Below are 22,735 nucleotides of genomic sequence, written 5' to 3' on the forward strand. Positions count from 1 at the left end.
GGAGCGACCCCGTCCTCCCCACCGGCCGACAACGCAAGATCCTGCGAGACCTGACCGGCGGGAAATGCCCCGCCACCACCGATGGAGGGCATCATGCATGGCTTGTCGCGTGTTCTCGCGGCCTTAATCATGACAGCCGGTGCGCTGGCGGCCGCTCCGGCAGCGGCTCGCGCGGCGGAGGATCTGGTGGCTGCCTACGGGATGGAAGAGGGCTCCGGCGGCACGATTCACGACCTGTCAGGCAACGGCCACGACGGTACGGTACGCAACCCACAGTGGACACTCGGGAAGATCGGCAAAGCCCTTCACTTCGACTATCGCGATGCCGACGTGGACAGAACGGTGTCCGTTCCGGACGCGCCGGGGCTGCGAACGGCGGCGGCGATGACGGTTGAGGCCTGGGTCAAACCGCAGTCGAGGGAGTGCACCTTCATCTCCAAGGGCATCGAGGGGCAGGACATGTCCTTCCGGCTGGCGAGCGACGGCTGGCAGCTACGGATCGGCGGCGTCACCCACGGCGGATACTTAGGGCTGTACCAGGACACCTGGCTCCATCTCGCCATGACCTATGACGGCACGACCATCCGGCTTCTGGGGGACGGCTACGAGGGTGTCTCAGAACCGGCCGCCGGAAACGTCGACTTCGGCGACGGGCCTCTCCTCATCGGCCGCGACGTGAACACCACGTGTCCCGAGGGCAGCGTCGACGAGGTCCGCCTCTACGGGCGCGCCCTGACGGATGAAGAGATCGCGAAAGACATGGTCACCGCCGTGGCGCCTGACGAGCGGCCCGCTCCCCCGGGTGGCCTGAGGGCCGACGTCAGCTCGGGTACGGCCGAGCTGTCCTGGCAGCCGGCGACAGACGACAAGGGCATCACGGGTTATGAGATCTACCGGGGCGAAGAGGAGAACTTCGAGGTCTCCGACCAGACCAAGGTCGCCACGGTCACCGGTCTGTCGTACATCGAGGGCTGTGCCGAGACGCGCACGTACTACTACCGGGTCGTGGCGCTGGACACGTTGCCCCAGGCCAGCGCCCCCACCGAGCCCATCTCTGCCGATCTCAGGAACCCGGACTGCCCACCGATCGCACCCACCGTGAAGATCGAGCCGCGCACCGGCTGGGGCCGGCTGACCTTCGAGGGGGCCAGTGACGACCGGGGCATCTCCGAGATCCGGCTCCACCGCTCCGTCAACTCGTGGTTCACCCCGTCGGACGACACGCTTGTCGCCACGTTGGGTCCGGATGTCCGGGAGTACACCGACGAGGTTCCCCAACGCGCGACGTACTACTACCGGACCATCGCCGTGGACACCACCTCCCACCTCAGCGAACCGTCGGCCGCCTCGTCAGCCGAGATCTTCGCGCCGCCGTCCGTCTCCGACACGCTCCAGGCCGCGTACGGGCTGAACGAGGGCACCGGCACCACGGCGTACAACGCCCGCGCCCCGTGGATCTACCAGGGCACCATCACCAACCCGCACTGGGTGACCGGCCGGCACGGCAAGGCGCTGGCCTTCCCGACCGGCTCGATGGTCCGCGCGATCGGCCTGCCGACCATGGGCAGCGCGACGATCTCCGCGTGGGTGAAGCCGAAGAAGGTCACCGACTACCTCCAGACGGTCGTGCTCTGGTTCGAAGGGACCGGCAACAGTTTCAGCGTGGACACCTACGATGGGTGGGCGAAGGCGCCCGACGCCGGAATCGACGGCTACCACGTGTACGGTCCTCGACCGGCGGCGATCGACGCCTGGGTCCACGTGGCGGCCACGTACGACGGCCGCTTCAACGCCTTGTGCCTGTACGTCGACGGGGAACGCGTCCGTTGCAGGACCGACGTCGAGGCGTCCGTGCAGGGGCCCACCCAGGTCTGGATCGGCGGCCCGCTGGTCGGAGAGGGGCCCATGGGCTCGATCATCGATGAGGTACGCGTCTACAGCGATTCTCTGACGCCCAAGCAGGTCACCTCCATCATGGACACCCCCATCACGTAACGCCGTCCGGTGATCAGGGCCACGGTGCTCTGCTCAGCGGGGGTCGAGGAGGAACTCCTCAGGAATTATCGGTAGTGACGCGTTGGTCCTTATCGATGGCGATATGTGACGATTGAGTCTCTGTCCGATGATCAGGCGGCCTACGGGCGCTTCGCCGGCGAGCCGGCCCAAGCGGAGCTCCGGCGAGGACACGACCGTACGGGTGCTGAAAGCAGCCTCCGACCGCCGGGTCGGTGAGCATCTCACCGGCCACCTCGACAGAGTCCGCGCGGTGTCCGAAGGGCCACCACCTGGCTAGAGCGATGCGCCGGAAACGCTGTGACCAGCCAGCCTTAAGTCGAGAGTGAACCGACTCCGGCATGATCGTTACTGCATACTCGCAATAACGTGCCCGTTCGCTTTCCGCCGCCGGGTCCGCGCCGATCCCGGGAAGGCGCGAGTGCAGCAGCCCCGGATGCCCGTCGATGCCGGTGATCGTCGCGATCGTGGACCGGGGGTTGGGGTTCAGACGGCGCTGGTCGACCGCGAGCGTCGCGCCGAGTCCCGCTGCCGCTCGCTCCGGTGAAGGCGATGAGCCGCCCCTTGGGGATGCTCACCGACACGTCCCGCAGATGTTGGTACGGGCCCCCACCACCTCGATGGCCTCGCACCCCATACGCGCACGGTCCCGTACGAACGCAGTCAACCTTCGTCCATCCTCTCTCTCGATGCCGTCCATGCCGCGGATCAGGACCGGGACGCCGCGGTGAGCTTGTCGGCGTCGGGGGCGTAGACGGTCATCCAGTGCGGTCGCAGCCGGTAGTAGACCACGTCGTTGTCCCAGTCGAAGGAGTCGTCGCCGTAGAAGTCCTTGAAGTAGGCGAGCAGGTACGGCCAGTCTGTGGCCCGTTCGCCGTGCTGGGGGTTGAGGATCTCCACCGTGCCGTGCGTGAACACGCCCAGGTCCTCCCCGCGCAGGTGCGCGGCGCTGACGGCGGGGCGGGCGGCGAGATGGCGGGCCTTGGCGGCGCCGCGCGCCGTGCCGAAGTGCCACTTTCCATGCAGGAAGTGCCCGTCCACGCCGCTGATCCGCGGCTCGCCCTTCGCCGTCACGGTGGACAGCGAGAGGGTGCACATGCCGGTGAGGACCTGCGTGAGTTGCTTCGCGGTCAGTGTGCGCTCGGTGTTGATGATCGAGCGGAGGTGCGAGGTGGAGCGGGAGAGCGAGGCGTCCAGGAGAGTTTGAAGCTCTTTGAGATCTTCTGGTGTTTCGCGCATTATGGGTCCTTGTCTATCCGTGGGCCCCGGCCCACATCGGTGCCGACCGGTGAACCCAGGATCGATCTAAAACCCGACGTCCTATGTCATGTTTTCTCATCCGTCCTGAGGACGCCGCCGAGCCGCCTGGCCAGCGTCCTTCGCCGGAGCTTGTCCCCAGGCGCCCAGATTTGCCGGCGGTCTCGAAGACGTGCTGCCGGGAGACCGGCGTCAGGCCCTGACCGCGTCCCGCTTCCTGGCGGCCCGATCCGGTACGGCGGGCAGCGGGGCGGTGAAGACGATCCAGGCGGTGGTCAGGTGCAGCGGGACGACCAGCAGCGCGAGCAGGGCGATCGGGTAGACCGAGTCGCGGGTGCGCAGGACGGTGCCCTGGATCGTCCCCGACACCTCGTACGCGCCGAAGACCGGGCCGTCCAGCCCCACCTCGACCCGGAAGGTTCGCTGCTCGCCCGGCTGGATCGTGCCCAGCTCGGGCGGAGGTACGACCTGCCCAGGCCCGCCCTCGGGGCCCGCCGCCAAGGTGACGGGAGGGTCGACCGCCGCGGCCGTGCCGTCGTTCCTGACGGTGACCTCCAGCGGGGTGGTGCCGGACATGCCGAACAGCCACCACCACGACGGCCCGTCGGGCAGGGCGGTGCCGACGACCGTGATCTTGGGGACGCCTGCGGCGGGGGCGGTCACCGTCGTCTCGGGAACGCCGGCGATCCGCAGCGGCGCGGTCGCGACCGCGCCGCCGGTCACCCCGGTGGCCGCGACCACGCAGGGGCACGCGGACGGCGGGGCGGACAGCAGAAGGGACGTACGGGTGGGCGCGCCGTCGAGCACGACGGCGGTCACCCCGCCGGAGACGGCGCAGTCGGCCGAGCCACCGCGTCGTTCGTTGCCGCAGACCTCGACGAGCACGTTGCCCGGCGGCCAGCCGCCCAGGGTGACGGTGACCGTCTCGCCGACCGCCGCCTCCCCCCGGTCCAAGCCGACCGCCGGAACCACCCCGGTCGGTACGGCCTCCGCCCCGTCCAGGCCGACCGCCGGAACCATCCCGGTTCGTACGGCCTCCGCCCGGTCCAAGCCGACCACCGGAACCGGCTCGGCCCATGCGGCGTGGCTGCCGGCCCAGATGGAGGGCAGGGCCAGCAGCACCCCAGCCAGCAGCAGGAGGACCCTCATCGGCGGCTGCGCCGGACGCGTACGGTGACGACCACCCCGGCGACGGCGGCGGCGAGAACGGCGGCGAGCAGCCACGGAACAGCCCAGCGGCCCGTGGCCCGGGTGATCGCCTCCGACACCGCCACGCGCGGCGTGAGACTGACCGTGGCCGTCACCCGACCGGCAGGGAAGACGCCCTCGAACCGTTCCTTGACCGTCAGGGAGCTTCCCGGCAGCACCTCGGGAAGCTCCTTGCCCCGCGTCCCGAGCGTCCAGCCCAGCGGTCCGGCCACGCTCACCCTGCTCCCCGCGCCCAGCCGCACGTTGCCGGTGTTGCGCACGGTGTAGGTGACCTCGGCCCCGCCACCGGCGAACGGGTTGATCGGATTGTCGTAGGCGACGTCGAGCGCGTCGAACTGCAGGGCGGGACGCAGCGGCCCCGCCACGCGCAGGTACACGCGGGCGGCGACGCGCCTGTCGACCTTGATGCGCTGCCCGTTCCCCGAGAGCGCCTCCCCCGAGACCGAGCCGATCACGCCCCCGACGTGATCCCCGGGGGTGGCGTCGGCGGGCACGGTGATGGCGAAGGGAACGTCGGCCCGGCTGCCCGGCGCGATGGCGTGCGTGGCGGTGCCGACCGCGATCCAGGTGCCCACGTCGGACGCCGCCCGGTCGGCCGTGAGCAGCGCGAACGAGCCTTCGGATGTGGTGAAGGCATCGGTGCCGTAGATGTTCACGGTCAGCGGGCTGGTGCCCAGGTTGGTGACGCCGACATAGTCGGTGATCGTCTGGCCGGGCCGTACGTCGTAGACGAAGTAGTCACGGCCGGTCGGCCCGCTCGCCGAGGACGGCTGGACGGCCCAGCGGAAGTCGTCGGCGGCCCAGGAGGTGGCCCAGGAGGTGGCCCAGGAGGTGGCCCCGGCGGCAGCCACGGCGGCGGGGCCCGGCACCAGCCAGCAGACCAGCAGGGCAAGGGCGGCGACCAGCGTTCTCATAGCGATTAACCTTCAGGAGAAGGGTGGTGGACGGTTCAGGCGTCCACCACCCGGCTTACGACAGGGTGAGCGTCAGCGTGGCGCTGTAGCCGCCAGGCTTGGCCCCGCCCGGGATACCGAGGTTGAGCGCGGCCCCGCAATCGGAGGCGCCGGCGCCCTTGCCGGTCGGCGCGGAACAGAGCGCGGCCGCGGTGCCGAAGCCCGTACCCGGCTGGACCGTGCCACCCGCGGTGACGCCGTCACCCGTGGCGGTCGGCGCCCAGCCGAGCTGCGCCGCGGGGATGGTGCCCGCGTCGCCGGTGAAGTCGCTCACCTGACCGACCAGGCTCCACCCGGCCGAGCTGCCGCGCTGGTCGGTGACCTTCGCGGCGTTCATCTGCCCGGTGGCCGTGCCGCCGACCGTCGCGGCCGACAGGGCCACCCCGTCACCGGCCACCGACAGCGACAGGGCGCCGCCGGTGACGTCGACCGACAGGGTCTGGTCGGCGGAGGCGACGGGGTCGGTCCCGGGGTCGGGGTCGCCGCCCCCGGTCTTCCACGTCACGGGGATCTGCACGTCCTGGGTACGGTCGCCGCCCCGCGTGTGGTCGGCCCGCGTGTAGATCACGCACTGGACGCCGGCCGCCGTGCAGTCCGCGCCCTGGTCGTCACTGGCCTTGACGTCCAGGGTGAGGTCGAATCCTCCCTTGCCGTTGCCTTCGTCCGTGTAGGGCTTGGCGATGCCGACGCCGTAGGGCGGCGGGTTGGACGAGATCCAGAACATGCTGTGGCTCTGTCCGGTCATGTCGATGCCGCCTACGCACGGCGTGGCCACCTGGCCCGCGCCGTTGGACACGCACAGGGCGAGGTAGATGCCCTTGCCGATGTCGTATCCGGTGCCGGTGACGCGCACGCTCTCGCCCGCGGGATCGATCTCGGCCTTGGCGGCGGTCAGCGTCTGGCCCTGCGGCCCGGTGGCGCTGACGTCCGCCAGCGCGGGTCCGGCCAGCGAGCCGAGGGCGACCGCCATTCCGGCCACCACCACTGCGGCTCGCCGCAGCTTCAGGGTCCTCATGGTCCTCACTTCCTGTTGACGGGTACCGGGGCCGTGCCGGCCCCGGTCGTGCCGGAGGGCTCCGGCGACGTCTTTCACCGGCGGGCGCCGGCGCGGATCTCGCGGCCGATGTACACGAGCATTCCGCCGCCCGCCAGGACGGCCAGCCCGACCACGGTCGCCGTCCACACGTCCACGCCGGTCTTGGCGAGCTTGGCCCGCCGGGTGGGCTGGGTGGCGGGCGTCTGCTCGACCTTGGCCTCGATCTGCGTCTCGACGTCCCCGCTCGGCGTGGCCTCCGGCGTCGGAGCGGCGGTGGGCGAGGACGTGGGAGAGGACGTGGTTGTGGGGGTGGACGTGGCGGTCGGGCCGCCGCTCCCGGTGAACGTGAGCGGGATCCGGACGTCCTGCGTCCTGTCGGCGCTGCGCGTGTGGTCCGCCCTGGTGTAGACGACGCACTTGACGCCGGCGGCCGTGCAGTCCGTGCCGATGTCGTCCTTGGGCTTCACACCGAGCCGGATGCTGAAGCCGCCCTTGCCGCCTTCCTCGGTGTACGGCATCGCGAGGTCCTTGCCGTAGTCGGGCGGGTTGGAGGAGATCCACTTGGAGCCGCCGCTGCTGCCGCTCATGTCGACGCCTCCCACGCAGGGAGTGGCGAGCTGGCCGGCGCCCTTGTCCACGCAGATGGCCACGTAGATGCCCTTGGCGAGGTCGTAGCCCTTGCCCGTGACGGTGATCTCCTCACCGGCCGGGTCCAGAGCGGCCTTCGACACGGTCAGGGTCTGGCCCTGCGGGCCCGTCGCCGACTCGTCCGCGGCCTGCGCCGGGCTCGCGAGCAGGGGCGCCGCGAGCGCCAGGATTCCCGCCGCGAGCAGCAGGCGGGTCACAACCACCACGTGGACACTCCCTTGTCGTGCATGTACATTGATCTCAACCTTGTTAGGTGAGCCTTACCTAAGTTCGCGCCGTGATTGGATCACCTTCCAAGGGAGAAAGTCAACATTTTGATGACATCACGTCATAAAGTGGCGGCCGCAGGGCTGCTGCTTCCCCTGGCACTCGCCCTCTCCCCCGTGCCAAGCGCCACCGGCGCGGCAGGCCAGCGGCTGACGGTCTCCAAGGCCGGCGGCCTGTCCTCCGAGGGGGAGACGATCACGGTCACCGGCTCGGGGTACGACGCGGCCAAGGGCGTCTACGTCGCCTTCTGCGTCCTGCCCAAGCCCGGCGAACTGCCCACTCCGTGCGGCGGCGGCGCCGACCTGTCCGGAGCGTCCGGCGCGTCGAAGTGGATCTCCTCCAACCCGCCCAAGTACGGCGACGGCCTGGCCCAGCCGTACGGCGACGGCGGAACCTTCACGGCGACGCTCAAGATCAGCCCGGTCATCGGCGTCGCGGCCGAGGGATCCCAGGTCTTCGACTGCCGTGAGCTCTCCTGCGGAGTCGTCACCCGGGCCGACCACACCCGCACCGCCGACCGTAGCCAGGACGTGTTCGTCCCCGTCACGTTCGGGGGCGGCTTCCCCGTCGGGGCGGTCGCCGCCGGGGCCGGCGGCGTGCTGGTGCTGGCCGCGGGCGCGGTGATCGTGGCGCGGCGGAGAAAGCCCGCATGAAGCTCACCTCATGGCTGGTGGCACTGGCCCTGGCCGTAACGGGTTGCTCGGCGGCCGCGCCGCCGCCCCCGCCGGCCGCCGCGGCGCCCGTCCCGCCGCTGGAGATCCTCCCCGGCACTCCCCGGCCCGACCTGCCGGCCGAGACGACCTCGGCGGACGGCAGGAAGATCACCGTCACCGACGTCTCCAGGATCCTGCCGCTCACCGGCGCCATCTCCGAGGTCGTCTTCACCCTGGGCCTGGGCGGGAACGTCGTCGGCCGGGACATCGCCGCGACGTTCCCCGAGGCCGCGCACCTGCCGCTGGTGACCCGCGCGCACGACGTCTCCGTGGAGGGCGTGCTGTCGCTGCGTCCCACCGTGATCCTGGCCGACCGGGACACCGGCCCGCCCGAGGCGATGACGCAGATCCGCGGCTCCGGCATCCCGGTCGTCATCGTCGATCCCGCGTGGAGCCTGCCCGAGGTGACCCCGCGCATCAAGGCGATCGCCCGCGCCCTCGGCGTGACCGGCGCGGGTGACCGGCTGGCCGAGCGTACGGAGGCGCAGGTGGCGGCGGCGCGGGCCAAGGCCCCGCAGGGCGCGGCACGGCCCCGGGTCGCCTTCCTCTACCTTCGGGGCACGGCCGGCGTCTACCTGCTCGGCGGCAAGGGGTCGGGCGCCGACTCCATGATCGAGGCGGCGGGCGGCGTGGACGCGGGCTCGGCGATGGGCCTGGCCAAGGCGTTCACCCCGATCACCACCGAGGCGCTGATCGCCGCCCGGCCCGACGCCATCCTCGTCATGAGCAAGGGCCTGGCCTCCGTCGGCGGCGTCGACGGGCTGGTCAAGATCCAGGGCATCGCGCAGACCCCCGCGGGGCAGCACCGCCGGGTCGTCGACATCGAGGACGGATCACTGCTCAACTTCGGTCCCCGCACCGCCCGCGTGCTGGAGACGCTGGTCGAACGGCTGTACACGACATGAGCACCGAGCAGCTCCAGCGCCCCCGTTCAGGCAGGCGCCGCGGCGTCGTGCTGATCACCGGGCTCGTGTGCGCGCTCGCCGTCATCTTCCTCACCTCGGGCGCGAGCGGCGCCTACCCGGCCGGCCCCGCCGACGTGCTCGGCTCCGTGCTGAGCCGGCTGGGCCTGGCGCGGAGCGCCCCGCTCGACCCGCTCACCGAGACCGTCCTGTGGGACGTACGGTTCCCCCGCGTGGTCCTCGGCGTGCTCATCGGCGCCAGCCTCGGCGTGGCCGGATCCCTGATGCAGGGCGTCTTCCACACCCCGCTGGCGGAGCCCGGCGTCATCGGCATCTCCTCGGGCGCCGCGCTCGGCGCCGTCGCGGCGATCGTGGCCGGGTTCACGCTGCTGGGCACCTGGTCGGTGAGCGCCGCCGCCTTCCTGGGCGGGCTGGTCTCGGTCGTCGGCGTCTACCTGGTCGCCAGGAGCCGCGGGCGGGCCGAGGTGATCACCCTGCTGCTGACCGGCATCGCGCTCAACGCCTTCACCGGGGCGGCCATCGGCCTGCTGACCTTCTTCTCCGACGACGCCGAGCTGCGCTCGATCACGTTCTGGAGCCTGGGGAGCCTCAGCGGCGCGAGCTGGCAGACGGTGCTCGCCGTCGCGCCGTGCGCCGCCCTGGGGCTGCTGGCCGCGCCTCGCCTGGCCCGGCCGCTCGACCTGCTGTCGCTCGGCGAGCGCTCGGCCCGCCACCTGGGCGTGGAGGTCGAGCGGGTACGGCTGGTCTGCATCGTCCTCGTCGCCCTGCTCAGCGCGGCCGCGGTGGCGGTGGCCGGCATCATCACGTTCGTCGGCCTGGTCGTCCCGCAGCTCATCCGCATGGTCACCGGCCCTGGGCACCGCGTGCTGCTCCCTGCCGCCGCGCTGGGCGGAGCGGTCCTGCTCACCGGCGGCGATCTGGTGGCCAGGACGGTCGCCGCTCCCGCCGAGGTGCCGCTCGGTGTGCTCACCGCGCTGATCGGCAGCCCGTTCTTCTTCTGGCTGCTGCTGCGTACCCGGGCTAAGCAGGGAGGCTGGGCATGACGCCCCAACGCCCCGCGGCGGGCACGGCCTACGCGAAGGTCCGTGCGGTGTGCTTCGGCTACGGCGGCACGGAAGTGCTGCGCGGCGTCGACCTCGACATCGTGGCGGGCGAGCTGCTCGCCCTCGTCGGGCCCAACGGCTCCGGGAAGTCCACGCTGCTGTCTGTCCTGGCGGGCGACGAGCGGCCGACGGCGGGAGCCGTCCACCTGGACGGGCGGCCCGTGGCCGAGTGGCCGGCGCGCGAGCAGGCGTTACGCCGGGCCGTGCTGCCTCAGCAGCCCACCCTGTCCTTCCCCTTCACCGTCGAGGAGGTGGTCATGATGGGCCGCGCGCCATGGGCGCGCACGCCTCAGGAGCGGGACGACGACGAGATCGTCGAGACCGAGCTGGCGCGCACCTCGACCGCCGGTTTCCGCGCCCGGTCCTTCGGTGCGCTGTCCGGCGGCGAGCGGGCCCGCGTGTCCCTGGCCAGGGTCCTGGCGCAGCGGGCGCCGATGGTGCTGCTGGACGAGCCGACGGCCGCGCTCGACATCCACCACCAGGAGGCCGTGCTGGGCATCGCCCGGGAGCGGGCGGCGCAGGGCGACGCCGTGGTGGTCGTGCTCCACGACCTGGCGCTCGCCGCCGCCTACGCCGACCGCGTGGCGGTGCTGTCCGAAGGCGTCGTGACGGCGTGCGGCCCACCGGCCGCGGTGTTCACCGAGGAGCTGCTCTCCCGCGTCTACCAGCACGCCGTCGAGGTGCTGCCACACCCCAGAACCGGGGTCCCGCTCGTGGTGGCCAGGCGATGAGGCTGCTGGCGGCCCGCGTCGCGGGGGCGTTCGGCGAGCTGGTGCTGACCTGCGGCGTGCTGCTGACGTTCTTCGCCGTGTACGGCCTGTACGGCGCCGACGGTGAGATCGAGCAGCAGCAGGCCCGCCTGGCCACGGTCTGGACCGCTCCCGTCCGGGCCGCCGCCGAGCCTGCTCCGGAGCCCGAACCGGTCAGCCGGATGCGCATCCCCAGGCTGAAGAAGAGCTGGGTGGTCGTGGAAGGCGTCTCGCAGAAGGCGCTCAAGCGCGGCCCCGGCCATTACCCGGAGACCGCGCATCCCGGCCAGGAGGGCAACTTCGCCGTCGCCGCCCACCGTATCCCGGCGTTCTTCTGGGACCTCGACCTGCTGCGCGAGGGCGATCCCATCGTGGTCGAGACGCGCAGCGCCTCCTACGTCTACCGCGTCACCCAGCGGCTCATCGTGACGCCGGAGGCGGTGGAGGTGCTGGACGCCCGGCCCGGCGAGCGGCTGCTCACGCTCACCACCTGCCATCCCAAGATGGCCAACTACCAGCGGCTGGTCATCCACGCCGCGCTCGACGAGAGCGCCGGGAAGGACGTCTGAGATGTACGCCTGGCTCTGGCGGCGCCTGCCCGGCGGGCCGGCCACCCGGCTGCTGTGCTGCGCCGTCCTGCTCGCGGCCGTCGCCGCGCTGCTCTGGTTCGTGATCTTCCCCTGGGCGGAGACCCTGCTTCCCTTCGACGACAGCGTCGTAGGGCCGACACGAGAAAGCTGAATCATGCGTGTACTCCGGGGCGTGCTCGCCTCGATGCTGGCCGCGGCGGCCTTGCTGACCGCTGCTCCACCGGCGAACGCCGGCACCGTTCCCATCACCGCCGGCACCCTGGATTGGGGCGTCAAGGAGAGGTTCCGCGCCTACATCACCGGCCCCATCGCCCACGGCGCCATCACCACCGGTGACGGCGCGTCCGGCAACGGCGACGGCACCTTCCGCTTCCCCCTGGCCAGCGGCTCCTACGACACGGAGCGGCGGACCGTCCTGCTCTCCTACACCGGCCAGGTCCGCTTCTCCGGTCATGCCGGAGCACTCGACCTGATCATCGCCAATCCGCAGGTGGCCATCGGCGACACCGGCAGCACCCTGTACGCCGACGTCACCAGCCTGCCGCTGGACGGCACCAAGCCGATCACGTACCCGGTCGTCGACCTTGCCGCCCTGACGCTCACCACCCCCGACGGCAGCACGTGGAAGGACCTGCCCGCCGCCCTGACGGCGGCCGGCGCGCCCGCCTTCGCCGACTTCTACGGCGAGGGCGAGGCGCTCGACCCGGTCACCGTCTCCTACGACGGCCCCGGCGGAGCCCCGGAGCCCGGCTCGCCCGCCCCGGTCCCCGAGGGCGCGGGTGGCGGCGGGCCGGGCGAGCCCGGCGAGGAGTGGACGCCGGCCGGCACGGTCAAGCACCTGTCCGAGCCCGTCTCCACCGGCCTCGGCGCGGGGATCACGAGCGTGGACGTCGACCAGGAACGCAACCGCGTGTACGCGGCGTCCGGCGGCAAGATCACCACGATCCCCGGCGGCGAGAGCACCGGCATCCCGGGCGCCCAGCACGTCCGCGTCGACTCCGCCACCGGCGACGTCTACGTGCTCACCGGACGCACCTACGCCCAGGCCGACGACCGGAGCACCGTCGCCCTGTGGCGATCCGACGGCGTCAAGCTCCTCGACCTGGACGCCACCTACGCCCAGGCCCTCACCCTCGACCTCGAACGCGACCGGATCTACGTGATCCACTACGAGGCGGGCTCCAATCTCGGCGACGCCAAGCTCTCCCTGCTCACCCGCGACGGGGACGCCTGGAAGCTCACCGCCACCGTGAACCGGCCGTACGCCGGGTCCGTGGCCGTCGCGCCGGACGGCACGCCGTACACCGCGGCCGGGGTCAAGCCCGGCGTCACCCGCCATGACCCGGCCACCCTGGCGCAGACCACGGTCGTCGAGGACGCCTATCAGCTCCTGGCCTTCGCACCCGACGGCACGCTCTACGCGGGCAGCCTCTTCGGCAACGTCGCCAGGATCACCCCGACGGGTGTCGAGACCTTCAGGACGGTCCTCTACCAGACCTCCATGGCCGTCAACCCGCGCACCGGCGACCTCTACGTGGCCCGCGCGCTCGGCTCGGACGTGCTGGTCTACCGGGACGGCGAACTCGTGGAGGAGGGCATCCCCGGCGGGACCGCCCGGTATGGACTCGCCATCGGCCCCGACGACAAGGTCTACGTTCCGGACAATGCCGAAGACCGCCTCGCCGTACTGACCCGCGCCCTGTCCCCCACGGTGACCGCGGACCCGCGCAGTGCCACGGCGCGCCGTGGCGAGCAGGTCACCTTCACCGCGGCGGCCACCGGCGTGCCGGACCCCGCGGTGGCCTGGCAGGTCAAGGCCGCCGGCGGGCAATGGGCCGACGTCCCCGGCGCGGCCGCCGCCACCCTGACCGTACGGGCGGACCAGGACGGGACGCAGTACCGCGCGGTCTTCTCCAACGCGGCGGGCCGCCTCGCCACCAAGGCCGCTCCGCTGAGCGTCGAGGGCGGCGGCACCGCCGTTCAGACGGTGGACGCGCAGGTGGTGGCGGGTCACCTGACGCTCAGCGTGGCCGGCGCCGCGGCCGCTCTGTCGGCCGCCCCGGCCGGTCAGACCGCCTCCGGGGCGCTCAACCCGGCCACGGTCACCGACCAGCGCGGCTCCGCGGCCGGATGGAGCCTGGTCGGCCAGGTCACGGACTTCACCTCGGCGGCCGGAGGCGCCATCCCGGCGTCGGCCCTGGGCTGGACGCCGAGCGCGGACGGCGCCGCCGCCCCGGGCCCGGGAGCCGACCTGAGCCGGGCCACGACGCTGTGCTCGGCCGCCGCCGGCGCGGGGACCGGCTCCTCCGCCTGTGCGGCCGGCCTCACGCTGACCGTCCCCGCCCAGACCCGGCAGGGCGCCTACACCGCCACCCTGACCTTGACCCTGTCATGAACGGCCCCGGCGCACCGGCTCCCGGTGCGCCGGCTCTCGGCTGCTCAGGTGAAGGCGAGCGTGACGGCGAGGACGGCGAGGAGTGAGCCCATGGCGATGCGCTGGGTGCGGAGCCAGGACGGGCGGGCGGACAGGAAGCCGGCGATGCCGCCTGCGGCCAGCACGATCGAGAGGTTGACCAGGAGGGCGACCGCGATCTGGATGCAGCCGAGGATGGCGCCCTGGAGCAGGATGTCGCCCCGGCCGAGGTTGATGAACTGCGGGATGATCGAGATGTAGAGCAGCGCGATCTTCGGGTTGAGCAGGTTGGTCATCAGGCCCATCACGAACAGGCGGCCCGGAGGGTCGGGCGGCACCTCCCGCGTCGCGAAGACGGACACTCCCCCGGGCTTGAGCGTCTTCCAGGCCAGCCACAGCAGATAGCCGGCCCCCGCGATCCTGATGACGGTCAGCAGCTCGGGGACCGCGGAGAACAACACCGCCAACCCGAGGTTGGCGCCCACCAGGTAGACGAGGAACCCCGCCGCGACCCCGGCCAGCGAGATGATCCCGGCCCGCCGCCCCTGGCTCGTGCTCCGGGACACGAGATACATCATGTTCGGGCCGGGCGAGAGCACCATTCCGAGTGCCACGGATACGACGCCGAGCACCGCGCTTTGTTCAATCACATTCCGACGCTATCGACGGTGCAATCTCGGTACAATACTTCAAATTGAACTCGGAGCAATCCTGTGTTTGGATGGCGGCGTGGAGGACTTCCGTCGGGTTGCCGACTCCATCGCCGCAGAGATCGGCGCCGGGCGGCTGCGCCCTGGTGACCGGCTGCCGCCGCAACGGGTCTTCGCCCGCCGGCATGGCATCGCCGACTCCACCGCCGCCCGTGTCTACAAGGAGCTGACGCGCCGTGGCCTGACCGTCGGAGAGGTCGGCCGCGGCACTTTCGTGCGGGCCGCCGACCCCCAGCCGGGACCGGCCCTGGCCGAGCCCGCGGGCAGCAAGATCGACCTTGAGCTCAACTACCCTGTCGTCCCCGAGCAGTCGAAGCTGCTCGCCGACGGCATCAGCCCGTTGCTGCGGGCCGACGTGCTGGAGTCGTCCATGCGGCCGGTCGGCGCGGCGGGCACCGCTCTGGCGCGCAGCGTCGTCGCCGGCCTGCTCGCGCGCGGAGAGTGGCGGCCGGATCCGGAGCGGCTGCTGTTCGCGGGCAACGGCCGTCAGGCGATCGCGGCGGCCATCACCACGCTGGTCCCGCCGGGCGCGCGGCTCGGGGTCGAGGCGCTCACGTACCCGGTGCTCAAGGGGATCGCGGCCAGGATCGGGGTCACGCTCGTCCCGCTGCGGCTCGACGCCGGAGGGCTGGACCCCGCGGCGGTCGAGGCCGCCGCGCGCAAGGCCCCGCTCAAAGCGATCTACGTCCAGCCGACCATGCACAACCCGCTGTCGATCAGCATGTCCGTGGAGCGCAGGGCCGAGCTCGCGGGCGTGCTCGCGCGCCTGGACGTGCCCGCGATCGAAGACACGATCTGGTCCTTCCTCCGTGAGGACCTGCCGCCTTTGGCCGCCTTCGCGCCTGAGCGCACGATCCTCGTCGACAGCCTGTCCAAGCGGCTGGCGCCCGGCCTGTCGCTCGGCTTCGCCGCCATACCGGGCCCCGCCGTCGCAGGCATGGCGGCGGCGTTGCGTTCTGGTGGATGGACGCCGATGCGGTTTGCGCTGGAGGCGGCCACCCGATGGCTGACCGACGACACCGCGCTGGCGGTGGCCCGCGCCAAGCAGCGGGACGCGACCATGCGTCAGGAGATAGCCGCACGTCACCTGGACGGGTTCACGATCCGCAGCGACCCGCGCTCCTACTACTGCTGGTGGGAGCTGCCCGCGCCGTGGCGGGCCGACACGTTCGTGGCCGCGGCCGCCCGGCACGGCATCGCGGTCACCCCCGCGGCCGCCTTCGCCGTCGGCCGCAACAGCACGCCGAACGCCGTCCGCCTCGGCCTCGCCTCACCGCCGCCGGACATCCTGTCCCGAGCTCTGGCCACCCTCGCGGGCCTCGCGCGCTCTGCACCGGACGACCTCGTCGCCGAGTGACCTGCTCCGAAGCTGTGAGCCAGATCATGTTGAGGTTGACCTAGGGTCAGGGTGGAAGCTCCTCGCAACGGCACGACGCCGACCGGACATCACCGTCTTGAAGGAGCGAACCACCATGTCCATCACCCTCTCCGAGCAGGACAAGAGCACCCTGCGGACCGCCGCGTACGGGGCCGTATCGCTGTTGGCCGCCGCCACCGGCTCGCCCCACAAGGCCGCCACGAACGCCACCGTCGCCCTGACGTCGGCGACCGGCCTGGTCGGGCATGTGCTCGCCGCGAAGACCAAGGACATCGAGCTGAACGGCAGGACCGTCGCCGAGCTCGCCGACCGGGTGCTGCCCGCCCTGACCACGGCCATGACGCTGCTCGGCGAGCAGGCCCCGGCCGAGGCCGGCAACTTCCGCAGGACCATCCTGCTCGCCATCGAAGCCGCCCAGACCCAGCCCAGCAGCACCGCGGCCGAGATGGCCCGCAAGATCACCGCCGCCCTCGACTCCGCCGGGCAGGATCGCCCGGAGCTGCGGAAGGCGATCGAGGAGATCGTCGAATCCGGCTTCCTCGGGGTGTCGCTGCGCGTGCACGACGAGCGCGGCGAATGGGCCGGCAGCGCCGGAGCGGCCGAGCTGGGCGAGAGCGCCAAGCCGCCGATCGACGGACATATCAGGATCGGCAGCAACACCAAGACCTTCACCGCGACCGTGGTGCTGCAACTGGTGGCCGAAGGCAAGGTCGAGCTCGACACCCCGGCGGCGCACTACCTGCCTGAGCTAGGGCTGGACGCGCGGATCACGGTGCGGATGCTGTTGCAGCACACCAGCGGGGTGTTCAACTTCAGTGGCGAGGTCTACGACGACGGGACGTTCGCGCCGGGGATCCCCATCCCGTACAGCACCACGGGCAGGGAATGGGTGGACGACCGGTTCAAGACCTACCGGCCGCAGGAGCTGGTGGAGCTGGCGTTGTCCAAGCCGGCGCGGTTCGAGCCGGGGACGGGCTGGAGCTATTCCAACACCAACTACGTGCTGGCCAGACTGCTGATCGAGAAGGTCACGGGCCGCTCGGTCGCCGAGGAGATGCGGCGGCTGATCCTGGGGCCGCTCGGGCTGACGGGCACCGTGCTCCCGGACGACTCACCGGAGATCCCCGAGCCGCACGCCCACGCGTACTACCGGTACGAGGAGGCCGGCGAGCAGAAGACGATCGACATCACCCGCCAGAACCCCTCCTGGATCTCCAGCGGCGGCGACATGATCTCGACCACCCGCGACCTGCACACGTTCATCTCCGCACTGCTGGGCGGCAAGCTCCTGCCGGCCCCGCTGCTGGCCGAGATGTGCACCCCGCACCCGACGGGCATCCCGAACATGGACTACGGGCTGGGAGTGTTCGTGGTGAGCACGGACGGCGGCACCCTCATCTCCCACAACGGCGCCGCCGTGGGCCACGCGGCGCTGATGTACAGCACACCCGACGGCAGCAAGACCCTGACCGCCGCACTGAACTGCGTGGACGACGCCGACCTGTCGATCGCCGTAGCATTCCAGAGCGCCCAGCAACGGCTACTCAACGAGGTGTTCCGCGGTGAGCCGGCTCAGCAGGCGGACTGAGCGTCAGGCAGCTCGGCCCGTCCATATACTCAAGAAGATGCGGAACGGGGTCACGATCGGGCAGGCGGCGGCCTTCGTCGGCGTCACCGTGAAGACGGTGCGGCACTACCACAAGCTGGGCCTGGTCGAGGAGCCTGAGCGCGACAGCTCCGGCTACCGGCGCTACGGATCGGCCGATCTGCTGCGGCTGGTGCAGGCCAGGACGCTGGCCGCCGCCGGGGTGCCGCTGGCCGAGATCGGGCCCCTGCTCGGCGCCGACGCCGCCCTGTTCGCCACCGCGCTCACCGACGTCGAGCGGCAGCTCACCGAACGGATCGAGGAGCTGACCGCGCGGCGTGACACGCTGCATCGACTCGCCGACGGTGACCGGGCTCTCCTGCCCGACCGCGCTGTGGCACTGCTGGAGCGGATGCTCGGCCTCGGATTCCCCGCGGCGGAGGTGGCGGCCACCAGGGAGGGCTGGGTGCTGGCCAAGGCGCTGGTCCCGGAAGGCTTCGACGCCTACCTCACCGATTTCGAGCACGCCCTCGAAGACACCGGGCTCGTCGCCCTGACCAGGCGCGCAGCCGAGGCCGCGGCCTGGGAGCCGGACGATCCCCGTATCGCCGAGCTCGCCACCGCCGCGGCCGACCACTACCTCGCCAACCCCGCACTGCTGAAGACCGTGACCAGCCTGCAAGCCCGCACCGAGTCCGCGACCCGGTACACGCTGATCGCCCACCACGGCGAAGAGCGGACGCCGACCGCGGCGCGGCTGGCCGCGCTCTTCGAGGCCAGGCTCCGCGCCGCCGGCATCCACATCCCCCGGCCGAACCCCCACTGACTTCGGGCTTCTCACGACTCCGTTGCCGGGGGCTGCAGTGCCAGGACGGCGAGGTCGTCACCGAACGCGACGATCAGCCGATCAGCCGACGCGACGGCGACGTGCGACACCGCGCCGGGCAGGTCCGCCTGCCGTAGCTGACGGCCACTGTCCAGGTCCCACACCGGACGGTGCGATCCGCGCTGCCGGTCACCACGACCGGGACGCCGTCCAGTGCGCTGATCGCGACCCGTGACGGGACGACCTACGTGTTCGAGAAGACCTCGGGGTCGTCGATCCGCTACGACCTGGGCAGTGAGCAGCCGCTGGTCGGCCGCAGTGCCCCGGACCTGCGTCTGGAGGACGGCACCCGTCTCGGCGACCTGCTGCAGGACGGGCGAGGCGGCGCGCTCGACTTCAGCACCGGCCGACGCCTGCACGGCTCCGCGACGGGCTGGGCGAGCCGGATCCGGTACGCGGCCGGTCCGGCGAGCAACGACCTCGGGTTCGGGGCCGTACTCGTCCGGCCCGACGGCGTGGTCGCCTGGGCAGGCGATCGCGACCCTGATCCGGCAGCCTTCGAGCAGGCCGCTGCCCATTGGTTCGGCCGAAGCAGCCATCCCTTACTACTGTGGGCGCCACCACGAGCTCGGCCGCAACCTACTGATCGACCTGTGTCCAGGCAGTTGATCGTCATGGTGGCTTCGGGCGAGGGGGTGAGGGCGACTGGTCCGCCCTGCCCCCGCGCCCGTAGGAGCCGGCAGTCCCAGGTAGCTCCCGTGCGATCGCAGTGATCAGGCGGCTTTGCCACGGGCGACGTGGAGGCTCATGTCGGTGAAGTCGACGGTGATGTTGTAGGGCTTCCAGAAGCAGTGGGAGAACCAGCCCATCGTGTCGAACCCTGTCCCGTACGGCGAAGGCACGTTGACCGGCTGGTTGGGGTTCGTGTAGCAGTAGACCTCCTTGGCGACGGCGTTGCCGAGGCGGATCTCCTTCGGGTAGCAGGGGTAGACGACGGCCGGGTGGCTTTGGGCGAAAGTCCCGATCTGTCGGTCGAGGTCGGTGCGGATCCCCAACTGCTCGCCCGTTTTCCCGCGCACGCCTGCGGCGATCTCGCTGACTCCGCCGAGGTTCACGCCCACCACCCCTGTGCGGGAGCCGGCGGCACCGGCGAAACTGCCCGTGCTGTGCAGGTATTGCTCACGGGCCAGCCACAACGGCAAGGACTCGGCGCCCGCCTTGGTGGCGGCGGCGCGTGCCTTTTTGGCCGTTGCGGCGGTTCTGGGGCGCAGGATCAGTTGCCGGCCCGCGTAGTCGAAGGTGGTCAGCAAGTGATAGAAGACCCACGTGCCGATCAGGCCGTCGCTGTCGGTGTCGACGTCTTCGCCCGACTCCGTCGCCGACCAGCCCACCGGGACGTTGCGCAGTTCGATGCCGCCCAGCTTGAAGGACTCCAGTATCCCGTAGTACGCCCAGATGGTGCCGTCCTCGTAGTCGATCTTCTGACTGGCGACGGGGCTCAGCCCGGCCTCCTTGGCCACCGACGCGCGCATGCTCAGGTTCGGGGCGCCGGTGTAGAACGTGAAGCGCTTCGTCGGTCCGCTGTTGACCGAGGCCTCGACCAGCGGGCTCGGGTCCATCTGCTGGAAGGGCAGCCGCGCGATGTCGCCGTGGACCTGGTACGCCGCGCCGCGGACTGCCGCGAACCACTTGGCGTAGCTGTCCTCGCCGGCCGCTTTCCAGTGGGGTGCGGAGAGGGCGAACTTGTCCTGCCGGATGTAGCAGTCGGCCAGGAAGTAGTTGGCGTCCTTGTCGTCGGGGGCCAGCGCGATGGCCATCTTGAGGTATTTCTCGGCGTCGGCGAACTTGTTGCCCAGAAGCCCCACATAGCCGCGCCGGCGGGCCGCGTGCAGGTTCTTGGGATCCTTCTTCAGGATCTCCTCGTACGCGCGACCGGCCTCCTCGAACTCCCCGGCTTCGAACAGCGCGTCCGCGTCACCGCTGCCGGCCAGCGCGGTGGCCGGCCCGCCCAGCAGCGGCACCGTCGCGGCGGCACCGGCCAGCACGACGGCACCCCGCAATACCGAACGCCGGTCCCATTGCCTGTCATCAGCCACATCTGCTCCTTTTCGTGATCACCTTCGCCGTGACTTTCTGTCCGGGCGGCCGGGCGGCCGGCGCGTCTCGCCCTGCTTGATGAGGGCGACGCCGTGGTGCCGGGGCCGTACCGTGTCGTCCCGATGCGGGCGGCCGGATCGCTTCGCAGCGCCCTCCGGCACTCGCCCGCCGACCGACGTCGTCCACTGTCGGCCAGCCGTGTCCCCGCCTCGTCCGCGCCGTGTCATGGCCGTGTCACGGCCGCAACCGACGGTGGCAGCCGTCGACGAGCTGGACGGCGATGAGGGCAGGATCGTCATCGTCATGGCCGCCAGGCCTGGGCGGTCCGTATCAACGACGCGAGAGGCTGGCAGCGAGTCGCTCCGCCGCTGCCAGCCTCTCTTCTCCCCCGTCCGGATCCGACGGCCGAAATCCGGACGAGGCGCGGGCCGCGTCCGCAGCTCCCCGGAAAGAGGTCAGTTGTCGCGCGTCCAGGCCGGCATGATCCGCACGTCGCGGAGTCGCCAGCCCGCCGGCGTCCGTACCGTGGCAGAAGTCAGTCGCAGGCCGCCGGTGAAGTGGGGGGCTTGGCCGTCGCGGTAGTAGTACACGATCGAGTTCGCCGAGGCGGCCGCCTGGTCACCGTCGACGTTCACCAGCAGGTCAGTGGTCGTGTGCTGGGCGTGCTGCCCCTCGACCTCACCCTGCCGCATGAAGGCGACGACCTTGTCGATGCCGTGGAGTTCGCCCCCACGAGGCGAGTGCACCACCACATCGTCGGCGAAGACGGTGCCAGCATCCTCCCACCGCTCCTCGTCGAGCAGGAGCGCGAAGCGGGTGAACAGGTCGGCGATCTCGATACGGTCGGCGATCAAAGTATCGGTGGACATGGCGTCCCTTTCGTTGGTGACTCCAACATTGGCGTCGCCAACTATACACAGACTCGTTGGCTGCGCCAACGATGTAGGGTGGCTGTCGTGGAAGAGACACCCGCACGACTGGCCGCGACGCCGAGCTGGCTGCTCACCCAGCTGGCGGTGCACGCCCACCGGTTGTCGTCCGACGGCTTCGGCGAAGTGGGTGCGCGTGGATACCACTTCCGCATCCTGGCCGCGCTGGACGAGTTCGGGGTGGCCAGTCAGGCCGAGCTCGGCCGCCGGTGCAACATGGACCGCAGCGACGTCGTGGCGGCGATCAACGAGCTGGCCGAGCAGGGCCTCGTCGAGCGGACGCCGGACCCGAACGACCGAAGGCGCAACATGGTGACCCTCACCACGGCGGGTGATCGGCAGCTGCGGCGCATGGGCCGGGCACTCGACAAGGTGCAGGACGAGCTACTCCGGCCGCTTCCGGCCGAGGACAGGCAGACCTTGACCCGCCTGCTCACTCAACTGCTCACGCACCACCAAGGAGGGTGAGCATCGGCCGGCGGTGAGCTGGATGTCCGCCAGGAGGACGAGCGGCCTTCGCCCACCTTCGCCGATGCACCACCGCCGCGCAGCGGTCTCAGATCTGGTTCTCGCCGCCATCGACGTACAGGTTGGCGCCGATGATGAAGCTGCTGTCGGCGCCGGCGAGGAAGGCCACGGCGGCGGCGACCTCCTCCGGGCGCCCCATCCGGCCCATCGCGACACCGGCGCCCAGGTTCGCTTTGGCGGCGGCCGCGTTCTCCTCGCCGAAGAGCTCGGTGATCCCGGACGTGTCGATCGGCCCCGGCGAGATCGCGTTGACGCGGATGCCCCGGTCCTTGAGTTCGTTCGCCCACGTGCGCGCGAAGGACCGGACGGCCGCCTTGGACGCCGAGTACACGCCGAAAGCCGCCGCACCGTGCTCGGCGGCGGTGGAGGCGTTCAGGATCACCGAGGCGCCGTCGTTGAGCAGCGGCAGCGCCTTCTGCACCGTCAGGAGCGTGCCCTTGACGTTGACATCGAAGATCCGGTCGTATTCCTCCTCGGTGGTCTGTTCGAGCGTCGCGAAAGCGGCGGTGGCCGCGTTCGCGAACAGTACGTCCAGGCCCCGGCCGTGGTCGCGGACCGTGGCGTACAGCCGGTCCAGGTCGGCCGGATCCGTGACGTCACCCGGTACGGCGGTGACCGCCGGGCCGAGGATCTCGACGGCCTCGTCCAGCTCGGTCTTGCGGCGGCCGGTGATGAACACGTGCGCCCCCTCGGCCACCAGCCGCGCGGCGGTGGCCCGGCCGATTCCCCGGGTGCCGCCGCCGGTGACGACAGCGGTCTTGCCTTCCAGACGACCCATCTCGAAACCCCTCCCAATTCTGTTCCAGTC

At 71.2% G+C, this 22,735-nt stretch carries 23 protein-coding genes; 13 read left to right on the forward strand and 10 right to left on the reverse strand.

The features are described from left to right. Positions 1–186 precede the first annotated feature (186 nt). Positions 187–1,995 (forward strand): LamG-like jellyroll fold domain-containing protein, encoded by a 1,809-nt coding sequence (locus ABEA43_RS54955; protein ID WP_345575067.1) that lies wholly within the window; start codon positions 187–189, stop codon positions 1,993–1,995. A 726-nt stretch (positions 1,996–2,721) separates the two neighbouring features. On the opposite strand, the gene ABEA43_RS54960 is transcribed toward ABEA43_RS54955, so the two are convergent. The 5 genes from ABEA43_RS54960 to ABEA43_RS54980 all read right to left on the reverse strand — a co-directional run bounded on the left by ABEA43_RS54960 (position 2,722) and on the right by ABEA43_RS54980 (position 7,322). After that, complete coding sequence (locus ABEA43_RS54960) at positions 2,722–3,252, reverse strand: pyridoxamine 5'-phosphate oxidase family protein (protein ID WP_345575069.1); 531 nt, start codon at positions 3,250–3,252, stop codon at positions 2,722–2,724. A 210-nt stretch (positions 3,253–3,462) separates the two neighbouring features. Then, on the reverse strand, positions 3,463–4,419 hold the full coding sequence (locus tag ABEA43_RS54965) for a hypothetical protein (RefSeq protein ID WP_345575071.1): 957 nt from the start codon (positions 4,417–4,419) through the stop codon (positions 3,463–3,465). Beyond that, positions 4,416–5,393: a WxL protein peptidoglycan domain-containing protein gene (locus ABEA43_RS54970; RefSeq protein ID WP_345575073.1), complete on the reverse strand. Its 978-nt coding sequence runs from the start codon at positions 5,391–5,393 to the stop codon at positions 4,416–4,418. Before ABEA43_RS54970 ends, ABEA43_RS54965 begins: the two co-directional genes overlap by 4 nt. Positions 5,394–5,448: 55 nt before the next feature. Beyond that, positions 5,449–6,447 (reverse strand): WxL domain-containing protein, encoded by a 999-nt coding sequence (locus ABEA43_RS54975; protein ID WP_345575075.1) that lies wholly within the window; start codon positions 6,445–6,447, stop codon positions 5,449–5,451. 74 nt (positions 6,448–6,521) lie between these two features. Beyond that, a complete protein-coding gene (locus tag ABEA43_RS54980; protein WP_345575077.1) occupies positions 6,522–7,322 on the reverse strand; it encodes a hypothetical protein in 801 nt (266 codons plus the stop codon). A gap of 111 nt (positions 7,323–7,433) precedes the next feature. Here ABEA43_RS54980 and ABEA43_RS54985 point away from each other — a divergent pair, with 111 nt between their 5' ends. The 7 genes from ABEA43_RS54985 to ABEA43_RS55015 are packed head-to-tail and all read left to right on the forward strand — an operon-like array spanning position 7,434 to position 13,856. Further along, positions 7,434–8,036, forward strand: a complete 603-nt coding sequence (locus ABEA43_RS54985; protein ID WP_345575079.1) for a hypothetical protein — start codon at positions 7,434–7,436, stop codon at positions 8,034–8,036. Continuing rightward, positions 8,033–9,001, forward strand: a complete 969-nt coding sequence (locus tag ABEA43_RS54990; protein ID WP_345575081.1) for a heme/hemin ABC transporter substrate-binding protein — start codon at positions 8,033–8,035, stop codon at positions 8,999–9,001. The genes ABEA43_RS54985 and ABEA43_RS54990 overlap by 4 nt, the downstream gene beginning before the upstream one ends. Continuing rightward, positions 8,998–10,062, forward strand: coding sequence for a FecCD family ABC transporter permease (locus ABEA43_RS54995; protein ID WP_345575083.1), 1,065 nt, complete (start codon positions 8,998–9,000; stop codon positions 10,060–10,062). Before ABEA43_RS54990 ends, ABEA43_RS54995 begins: the two co-directional genes overlap by 4 nt. Then, the gene (locus tag ABEA43_RS55000) at positions 10,059–10,853 is read left to right on the forward strand and encodes a heme ABC transporter ATP-binding protein (protein WP_345575085.1); all 795 of its coding nucleotides are present in this window, start codon (positions 10,059–10,061) and stop codon (positions 10,851–10,853) included. Before ABEA43_RS54995 ends, ABEA43_RS55000 begins: the two co-directional genes overlap by 4 nt. Then, positions 10,850–11,440, forward strand: a complete 591-nt coding sequence (locus ABEA43_RS55005; protein ID WP_345575087.1) for a class E sortase — start codon at positions 10,850–10,852, stop codon at positions 11,438–11,440. The genes ABEA43_RS55000 and ABEA43_RS55005 overlap by 4 nt, the downstream gene beginning before the upstream one ends. Before the next feature lies 1 nt (position 11,441). Further along, entirely contained in the window at positions 11,442–11,612 is a 171-nt protein-coding gene (locus tag ABEA43_RS55010) for a hypothetical protein (protein WP_345575089.1), read from the forward strand. Between the two features lie 3 nt (positions 11,613–11,615). Further along, positions 11,616–13,856: an HtaA domain-containing protein gene (locus tag ABEA43_RS55015; RefSeq protein ID WP_345575091.1), complete on the forward strand. Its 2,241-nt coding sequence runs from the start codon at positions 11,616–11,618 to the stop codon at positions 13,854–13,856. Between the two features lie 44 nt (positions 13,857–13,900). On the opposite strand, the gene ABEA43_RS55020 is transcribed toward ABEA43_RS55015, so the two are convergent. Continuing rightward, positions 13,901–14,524 (reverse strand): LysE family translocator, encoded by a 624-nt coding sequence (locus tag ABEA43_RS55020; protein WP_345575093.1) that lies wholly within the window; start codon positions 14,522–14,524, stop codon positions 13,901–13,903. A gap of 79 nt (positions 14,525–14,603) precedes the next feature. On the opposite strand from ABEA43_RS55020, the gene ABEA43_RS55025 reads away from it, so the two are divergent. From ABEA43_RS55025 to ABEA43_RS55035, 3 genes are all read left to right on the forward strand, one after another. Then, positions 14,604–15,941, forward strand: coding sequence for an aminotransferase-like domain-containing protein (locus ABEA43_RS55025; protein ID WP_345575095.1), 1,338 nt, complete (start codon positions 14,604–14,606; stop codon positions 15,939–15,941). A 115-nt stretch (positions 15,942–16,056) separates the two neighbouring features. After that, positions 16,057–17,550, forward strand: coding sequence for a serine hydrolase domain-containing protein (locus ABEA43_RS55030; protein WP_345575097.1), 1,494 nt, complete (start codon positions 16,057–16,059; stop codon positions 17,548–17,550). 37 nt (positions 17,551–17,587) lie between these two features. Continuing rightward, positions 17,588–18,373 carry a MerR family transcriptional regulator gene (locus ABEA43_RS55035; RefSeq protein ID WP_345575099.1) on the forward strand — a complete coding sequence of 262 codons (786 nt, stop codon included), beginning with the start codon at positions 17,588–17,590 and terminating at the stop codon, positions 18,371–18,373. Between the two features lie 11 nt (positions 18,374–18,384). On the opposite strand, the gene ABEA43_RS55040 is transcribed toward ABEA43_RS55035, so the two are convergent. Next, entirely contained in the window at positions 18,385–18,537 is a 153-nt protein-coding gene (locus ABEA43_RS55040; RefSeq protein WP_345575101.1) for a hypothetical protein, read from the reverse strand. 84 nt (positions 18,538–18,621) lie between these two features. On the opposite strand from ABEA43_RS55040, the gene ABEA43_RS55045 reads away from it, so the two are divergent. Continuing rightward, on the forward strand, positions 18,622–19,146 hold the full coding sequence (locus ABEA43_RS55045) for an aromatic-ring hydroxylase C-terminal domain-containing protein (protein WP_345575139.1): 525 nt from the start codon (positions 18,622–18,624) through the stop codon (positions 19,144–19,146). Here ABEA43_RS55045 and ABEA43_RS55050 read toward each other — a convergent pair whose 3' ends face one another. Together ABEA43_RS55050 and ABEA43_RS55055 are read right to left on the reverse strand one after the other, a co-directional pair. After that, positions 19,147–20,469, reverse strand: a complete 1,323-nt coding sequence (locus ABEA43_RS55050; protein WP_345575103.1) for a tetratricopeptide repeat protein — start codon at positions 20,467–20,469, stop codon at positions 19,147–19,149. A gap of 456 nt (positions 20,470–20,925) precedes the next feature. Then, positions 20,926–21,339, reverse strand: a complete 414-nt coding sequence (locus ABEA43_RS55055) for a nuclear transport factor 2 family protein (protein ID WP_345575105.1) — start codon at positions 21,337–21,339, stop codon at positions 20,926–20,928. 87 nt (positions 21,340–21,426) lie between these two features. On the opposite strand from ABEA43_RS55055, the gene ABEA43_RS55060 reads away from it, so the two are divergent. Beyond that, the gene (locus tag ABEA43_RS55060) at positions 21,427–21,867 is read left to right on the forward strand and encodes a MarR family winged helix-turn-helix transcriptional regulator (protein WP_345575107.1); all 441 of its coding nucleotides are present in this window, start codon (positions 21,427–21,429) and stop codon (positions 21,865–21,867) included. An 88-nt stretch (positions 21,868–21,955) separates the two neighbouring features. On the opposite strand, the gene ABEA43_RS55065 is transcribed toward ABEA43_RS55060, so the two are convergent. Continuing rightward, entirely contained in the window at positions 21,956–22,705 is a 750-nt protein-coding gene (locus ABEA43_RS55065; RefSeq protein WP_345575109.1) for an SDR family oxidoreductase, read from the reverse strand. Between the last annotated feature and the right edge of the window lie 30 nt (positions 22,706–22,735).

The sequence above is a fragment of the Nonomuraea rosea genome (assembly GCF_039539705.1).
Taxonomy (GTDB): Bacteria; Actinomycetota; Actinomycetes; order Streptosporangiales; family Streptosporangiaceae; genus Nonomuraea; species Nonomuraea rosea.

Coding starts and splice junctions, on each gene's coding strand:
- ABEA43_RS54960 (WP_345575069.1), bottom strand. CDS start 3,252: ATGCGCGAAACACCAGAAGATCTCAAAGAGCTTCAAACTCTCCTGGAC.
- ABEA43_RS54965 (WP_345575071.1), bottom strand. CDS start 4,419: ATGAGGGTCCTCCTGCTGCTGGCTGGGGTGCTGCTGGCCCTGCCCTCC.
- ABEA43_RS54970 (WP_345575073.1), bottom strand. CDS start 5,393: ATGAGAACGCTGGTCGCCGCCCTTGCCCTGCTGGTCTGCTGGCTGGTG.
- ABEA43_RS54975 (WP_345575075.1), bottom strand. CDS start 6,447: ATGAGGACCCTGAAGCTGCGGCGAGCCGCAGTGGTGGTGGCCGGAATG.
- ABEA43_RS54985 (WP_345575079.1), top strand. CDS start 7,434: ATGACATCACGTCATAAAGTGGCGGCCGCAGGGCTGCTGCTTCCCCTG.
- ABEA43_RS54990 (WP_345575081.1), top strand. CDS start 8,033: ATGAAGCTCACCTCATGGCTGGTGGCACTGGCCCTGGCCGTAACGGGT.
- ABEA43_RS54995 (WP_345575083.1), top strand. CDS start 8,998: ATGAGCACCGAGCAGCTCCAGCGCCCCCGTTCAGGCAGGCGCCGCGGC.
- ABEA43_RS55000 (WP_345575085.1), top strand. CDS start 10,059: ATGACGCCCCAACGCCCCGCGGCGGGCACGGCCTACGCGAAGGTCCGT.
- ABEA43_RS55005 (WP_345575087.1), top strand. CDS start 10,850: ATGAGGCTGCTGGCGGCCCGCGTCGCGGGGGCGTTCGGCGAGCTGGTG.
- ABEA43_RS55010 (WP_345575089.1), top strand. CDS start 11,442: ATGTACGCCTGGCTCTGGCGGCGCCTGCCCGGCGGGCCGGCCACCCGG.
- ABEA43_RS55015 (WP_345575091.1), top strand. CDS start 11,616: ATGCGTGTACTCCGGGGCGTGCTCGCCTCGATGCTGGCCGCGGCGGCC.
- ABEA43_RS55030 (WP_345575097.1), top strand. CDS start 16,057: ATGTCCATCACCCTCTCCGAGCAGGACAAGAGCACCCTGCGGACCGCC.
- ABEA43_RS55035 (WP_345575099.1), top strand. CDS start 17,588: ATGCGGAACGGGGTCACGATCGGGCAGGCGGCGGCCTTCGTCGGCGTC.
- ABEA43_RS55055 (WP_345575105.1), bottom strand. CDS start 21,339: ATGTCCACCGATACTTTGATCGCCGACCGTATCGAGATCGCCGACCTG.
- ABEA43_RS55065 (WP_345575109.1), bottom strand. CDS start 22,705: ATGGGTCGTCTGGAAGGCAAGACCGCTGTCGTCACCGGCGGCGGCACC.